The sequence below is a fragment of the Halomonas sp. genome (assembly GCF_033549285.1).
In the GTDB taxonomy this organism is placed as follows: Bacteria; Pseudomonadota; Gammaproteobacteria; order Pseudomonadales; family Halomonadaceae; genus Halomonas.
Genome location: NZ_JAWSUJ010000152.1, coordinates 1 through 6001 on the forward strand (window position 1 = coordinate 1; position 6001 = coordinate 6001).

At 70.1% G+C, this 6001-nt stretch carries 6 protein-coding genes; 5 read left to right on the top strand and 1 reads right to left on the bottom strand.

Annotated elements, in window-relative coordinates; translation table 11 throughout:
• Positions 1 to 304 precede the first annotated feature (304 nt).
• The 4 genes from SCI24_RS20300 (at position 305) to hisD (ending at position 3920) form a co-directional block, all read left to right on the top strand.
• A complete protein-coding gene (locus tag SCI24_RS20300; RefSeq protein WP_412930298.1) occupies positions 305 to 559 on the top strand; it encodes a BolA family protein in 255 nt (84 codons plus the stop codon).
• 13 nt (positions 560 to 572) lie between these two features.
• Positions 573 to 1835 carry a UDP-N-acetylglucosamine 1-carboxyvinyltransferase gene (gene murA, locus SCI24_RS20305; protein WP_318727099.1) on the top strand — a complete coding sequence of 421 codons (1263 nt, stop codon included), beginning with the start codon at positions 573 to 575 and terminating at the stop codon, positions 1833 to 1835.
• Between the two features lie 20 nt (positions 1836 to 1855).
• Positions 1856 to 2518, top strand: a complete 663-nt coding sequence (gene hisG / locus SCI24_RS20310) for an ATP phosphoribosyltransferase (RefSeq protein ID WP_318727100.1) — start codon at positions 1856 to 1858, stop codon at positions 2516 to 2518.
• Positions 2519 to 2597: 79 nt separating this feature from the next.
• Positions 2598 to 3920, top strand: coding sequence for a histidinol dehydrogenase (gene hisD, locus SCI24_RS20315; RefSeq protein ID WP_318727101.1), 1323 nt, complete (start codon positions 2598 to 2600; stop codon positions 3918 to 3920).
• A gap of 80 nt (positions 3921 to 4000) precedes the next feature.
• Here the strand turns inward: hisD and SCI24_RS20320 are convergent, their stop codons facing one another.
• A complete protein-coding gene (locus tag SCI24_RS20320; protein WP_318727102.1) occupies positions 4001 to 5218 on the bottom strand; it encodes a Do family serine endopeptidase in 1218 nt (405 codons plus the stop codon).
• A gap of 103 nt (positions 5219 to 5321) precedes the next feature.
• Here SCI24_RS20320 and SCI24_RS20325 point away from each other — a divergent pair.
• Positions 5322 to 6001 (top strand): Nif3-like dinuclear metal center hexameric protein (locus tag SCI24_RS20325; RefSeq protein ID WP_318727103.1); only part of this gene is annotated, 680 nt, incomplete at its 3' end.

Below are 6001 nucleotides of genomic sequence, written 5' to 3' on the forward strand. Positions count from 1 at the left end.
GGGTCAGCAGTGCGGCGCTCAGCGTGCTGCTGGAGTGGACCCGCCAGGCCCGCGATGCCGGTGTCGAGGTGGCCGCCGTGCGCCTCTCGGCCCCCCTCGAGCGCCTGACCCGGGTCGCGGGGCTGGACACCCTGCTGCCGCTCGCCGAGCCGGTCGCCGCCTGAGCCACCCCTTCCTTCCCATCGCCAAGCGCGGTGCTTTTCTTTACCATGTGCTGCCATGAGATTCCCGCTGCCGGCGGCCACGCCGTGGTCGTCGGCAGCGTCTCCCCGACGAATCGACGAACCACAGGAGTGCCGGTGCCATGCAACCGAGCGAAGTGAAGGCGCTGCTCGAGAGCCGACTCGACGGCTGCGAGTTCCATATCCAGGGCGAAGGCTGCAACTTCCAGGTGGTGGCCGTGGGCGAGGTCTTCGAGGGGCTCTCGCCGGTCAAGCGCCAGCAGATGATCTATGGTGCACTCTCCGAGGAGATTGCTTCCGGCGCCCTGCATGCGGTGAGCATCAAGACCTACACCCCGCAGCAGTGGCAGGCCGCCACCGACAACCAGGAGGCCTGAGGGTCGAGCTTCCATGGACAAGCTGATCATTACCGGTAACGGCCCCGTCGACGGCGAGGTCTGGGCCAGCGGTGCCAAGAATGCCGCCCTGCCTATCCTCTGCGCGACCCTGCTGGCCGACGAGCCGGTGACCATCGGCAACCTGCCGCACCTGCAGGACATCACCACCACCCTGGAGCTGCTCGGCCACATGGGCGTCGAGCCCGTGATGGGCGACAGGATGTGCATCCAGCTCGACGGCTCCCAGGTCACCCACTGTCATGCGCCCTACGAGCTGGTCAAGAAGATGCGCGCCTCGATCCTGGTGCTCGGTCCGCTGCTGGCCCACTTCGGTCATGCGGACGTCTCGCTGCCCGGCGGGTGTGCCATCGGCTCGCGGCCGGTGGACCTGCACCTCCGCGGCCTCGAGGCCATGGGCGCGGAGGTCAGCGTCGAGGCCGGCTACATCCGCGCGCGGGTCGATGGGCGACTGCACGGTGCCACCATCTTCTTCGATACCGTCACCGTGACCGGCACCGAGAACCTGCTGATGGCGGCGACCCTGGCGGACGGCACCACGGTGCTGGAGAACGCCGCCCGGGAACCCGAGGTGGTCGACCTGGCCGAGTGCCTGATCAAGATGGGTGCGAAGATCCGCGGCCACGGCACCGACACCATCGTCATCGAGGGCGTCGAGCGGCTGCACGGCGCCTCGTATGACGTCATGCCCGACCGCATCGAGACCGGCACCTTCCTGGTGGCGGCGGCGCTCTCGCGGGGGCGGGTGCGGGTGCGTAACACCCGCGCCGACATCCTCGATGCGGTGCTCGCCAAACTGGAAGAAGCGGGGGCCACCATCACCACCGGCGAGGGCTGGATCGAGCTCGACATGCAGGGCCGACGGCCGAAGGCGGTCAACGTGCGTACCGCCCCTTATCCGGCCTTCCCCACCGACATGCAGGCCCAGTTCGTGGCGATGAACGCGGTGGCCCAGGGTACCGCCCGGGTGGTGGAGACCATCTTCGAGAACCGCTTCATGCACGTGCAGGAGCTCAACCGCATGGGGGCCGACATCGCCCTGGAGGGCAACACCGCGGTGATCACCGGGGTCGAGACCCTCTCCGGGGCGCCGGTGATGGCCACCGACTTGCGCGCCTCCGCCTCGCTGGTGATCGCGGCGATGATGGCCGAGGGCGAGACCCTGGTCGATCGGATCTACCACATCGACCGCGGCTACGAGTGCATCGAGGAAAAACTGCAGCTGCTGGGCGCGCGCATCCGGCGCATCCCGGGCTGAGCCGACCAACAGGCGAGACCATGAGCAAGCAACTGATTCTGGCCCTCTCCAAGGGCCGTATTCTCGACGAGACCCTGCCGCTGCTGGCCGATGCCGGCATCGAGCCGGCCGAGGACCTGAGCAAGAGCCGCAAGCTGCTGTTCGACACCAATCTGCCGGACGTCAAGCTGGTGGTGATCCGGGCCACGGACGTGCCGACCTATGTGCAGCTCGGCGCGGCGGACCTCGGCGTGGCCGGCAAGGATGTGCTGCTCGAGCACGGCGTCGAGGGCCTCTACGAGCCCCTCGACCTGGAGATCGCCCGCTGCCGGCTGATGACCGCCGGCATCACCGGCGCCGAGCCGGCCCGGGCCCGGCGGCGGGTGGCCACCAAGTTTGTCAACGTGGCGCGCCGCTACTACGCCGAGCAGGGGATCCAGGCCGAGGTGATCAAGCTCTATGGGGCCATGGAGCTGGCCCCGTTGATGAACCTCGCCGACGAGATCGTCGACATCGTCGATACCGGCAACACGCTGCGGGCCAACGGTATGGAGCCGCGTGAGCTGATCGCCCCGATCAGCACGCGGCTGGTGGTCAACAAGGCGGCCATGACCATGAAGCACGACCGCCTGAAACCGCTCATCGCCCGCCTGCGCGAGGCGGTCGCGGCGCGTCGCGATAGCCTCGCCGTGTCGGCCCCATAGCCAGGCCCGCCTTGCCCGCGGCCCGGCGCCGCGGCAGTCTCACAGACGACGAGCCCCGTTTCGAGAGGAAGCCACTGCCATGAGCCAATCCCCCATCGCCGGCGTCGACATCGCGCGGCTCTCGACCTCGCAGGCCGACTTCGATCGCCGCCTGGCCGACCTGCTGGCCTGGGAGGGGGTCTCCGATGCCGCGGTCCAGCAGCGCGTCGACGAGATCCTCGCCGCCGTCAAGACCCGGGGCGATGCCGCGCTGGTCGAGTACTCGAACCGCTTCGACCGGCTCGCCGTGACGTCCATGGCCGAGCTGACCCTGAGCGAAGGGCGGCTCCGCCAGGCCTTCGAGGGGCTGCCCGCGGAGCAGCGCGAGGCCCTGTCGAGCGCCGCCGAGCGCATCCGCGCCTATCACGAGCGTCAGAAGCCGGCCACCTGGCACTACACCGAGGCCGACGGCACCGTGCTGGGCCAGCAGGTCACGCCCCTGGATCGCGCGGGCATCTACGTGCCGGGTGGCAAGGCGGCCTATCCCTCCTCGGTGCTGATGAACGCCATTCCCGCCCATGTGGCCGGCGTGCGCGAGATCGTCATGGTGGTGCCGACCCCCGATGGGATCCTCAATGAGCTGGTGCTGGCCGCCGCCTATCTCGCCGGCGTCGACCACGTCTTCACCATCGGCGGCGCCCAGGCGGTAGCGGCCCTGGCCTTCGGCACCGAGACGGTGCCGCGGGTGGACAAGGTCGTCGGGCCGGGCAACATCTATGTGGCGACGGCCAAGCGGGCGGTGTTCGGCCAGGTGGGCATCGACATGATCGCCGGCCCCTCGGAGATCCTGGTGGTCTCGGACGGCGGGACCGACCCGGACTGGCTGGCCATGGACCTCTTCTCCCAGGCCGAGCACGACGAGGATGCCCAGGCGGTGCTGGTGAGCTGGGACCTCGAGCACCTGCAGGCGGTGGAGGCCTCGATCGCGCGGCTGCTGCCCACCCTGGATCGCGCCCCCATCGTGCGCGAGTCGCTGGCCCGCCGCGGCGCGCTGATCTACTGCCGGGATCGTGACGAGGCGGTGATGCTGATCAACCGCATCGCCCCGGAGCACCTGGAGCTCTCGGTGGCCAATCCCGAGGGCTGGCTGCCCCAGGTGCGCCATGCCGGGGCCATCTTCATGGGACGCTATACCGCCGAGGCGCTGGGCGACTACTGTGCCGGCCCCAATCATGTGCTGCCCACCTCGGGGACGGCGCGCTTCTCCTCGCCGCTGGGGGTCTACGACTTCCAGAAGCGCTCCTCGATCATCCACTGCTCGGCGGAGGGCGCCGGGGAGCTCGGCAAGATCGCCTCCACCCTGGCCAGAGGCGAGTCGCTCACCGCCCACGCCCGTTCGGCCGAGTATCGCCTCAGGCCGTGACGTCGCGAAGGGTATGAACTGCCCCGGGACAGCAGAGGGCCCCGCCGACCGGCGGGGCCCTTCGTCATCGAGGTGGGGCATCACTCCCCGTCGGGGCGGCGCGTCTTCGGGGTCGGGCGTTCGCCGAGCTCGATGGTCAGCTCCCGGCGCTCGCCGCCGCGGACGATCGTCAGCGGCAGGCGGGTGCCGGGCGCCACCGAGGCAATGTCGCTCATGGTGCGCCGGGGGTCGAGCACCGGCTGGCCGTCGACCTCCAGCAGCACGTCGCCGGGCTGCAGGCCCGCACGGTCGGCGGGGCCGTCCGGTACCACGCCGGCGATGATCACGCCTGTCGGGGCCTGCAGGCCGAAGGAGGCGGCGAGCTCCTGGTTGAGCTCCTGGGCCTCGATGCCCATCCAGCCGCGGATGACGCGCCCACGGGTGACCAGCTCCTCGAGGATGTTGCGGGCCAGGTTGGCGGGGATGGCGAAGCCGATGCCCTGGGAGCCGCCGGAGCGCGAGAAGATGGCGGTGTTGATACCGACCAGGGCGCCCTCGGCGTTGACCAGTGCCCCTCCCGAGTTGCCGGGGTTGATGGCGGCATCGGTCTGGATGAAGTCCTCGTAGGCATTGAGCCCCAGGTGGCTGCGCCCGGTGGCGCTGATGATGCCCATGGTCACCGTCTGGCCCACGCCGAAGGGGTTGCCGATGGCCAGCGAGACGTCGCCCACGGCGACCCGGGTGGTGTCGGTCAGCTCGATCACCGGCAGCGACTCGAGGTCGATGCGAAGCACGGCGAGGTCGCTTTCGGGGTCGGTGCCGATCACCTCGGCCAGTGTCTCGCGGCCGTCGCGCAGGGCGACCTGGATCTGGTCGGCCCCGCGGATCACGTGGTGATTGGTCAGCACGTAACCATCGTCACTGACGATCACTCCGGAGCCGAGGCTGGAGAGCATGCGCTGGCGGCTGGGCAGCTCGTCGCCGAAGAACTGGCGGAAGAAGGGGTCGGACATCAGCGGGTGCTCCTCCCGCTCGACCACCCGCGTGGAGTAGATGTTGACCACCGCGGGGGCGGCGCGCTCCACGGCCTGCGCATAGCTGGCCGGCCCCTGCCGGCGGGTGAGGGGCTCGGCCTGGCGCACCTCCGGGGCCTCCCGTGAGCTGGCCTCGTCGTCGGACTTCACCAGCGCCGGCGTGGCGGGAGGCGTCGGCGGCGGGGCCGGCCGGCCGATCAGCTGCGGGAAGGCATTGAGCAGCACGATGGCGGCCAGCACGCCGATGAGGACGGGCCAGAGGTAGGGGAGCAGGGTGCGTCGCATGCGGCGGGGGTCCTTGTCGGCGGTACTGGGTCGCGGGGTATCCTCCCGCTGGTTACACTGTGCGGATTGTAACATTGCCAACCCGACCGCGCCCGGAGGCTGCATGACGAATCGTGACGACCTGGTCGCCGCCTGCGACCGACTGCTGGAGCCCGAACGCTTCAGGGACTACACCGTGAACGGCCTGCAGGTGGCCGGCAGCGAGCACGTCACGCGGATCATGACCGGAGTGACGGCCTGCCAGGCCCTGCTCGACGAGGCCGTGGCCTGGCGGGCCGACCTGGTGCTGGTCCACCACGGCTACTTCTGGAAGAACGAGCCGGTCACCGTCACCGGCATCAAGCGCCGGCGCCTGGCGACGCTGCTGGCCCACGACATCAACCTGCTGGCCTACCACCTGCCGCTGGATGCCCACCGCGAGCTCGGCAACAACGCCGAACTGGGCCGTCGGCTGGGCTTCACCGTCACGGGCTGCGCCGATGGCGAGCTCGGCGAGGGGCTGGTATGGCTGGGCGAGCCACGGCCTGGTCTCGACGCCGCCGGCCTTGCCCGGGACGTCGAGGCGTGCCTGGGCCGGGCGCCACTGCTGGTCGAGGCGCCGGAGGGCGGCGATATTGGCCGTGTCGCCTGGTGCACCGGCGGCGCCCAGGACATGATCACCGTCGCCCGGGAGGCCGGGGCCGATGCCTTCATCTCCGGCGAGATTTCCGAGCGCACCACCCACCTGGCCCGCGAGATGGGCATCCACTACCTGGCGGCGGGTCACCATGCGACCGAGCGCTA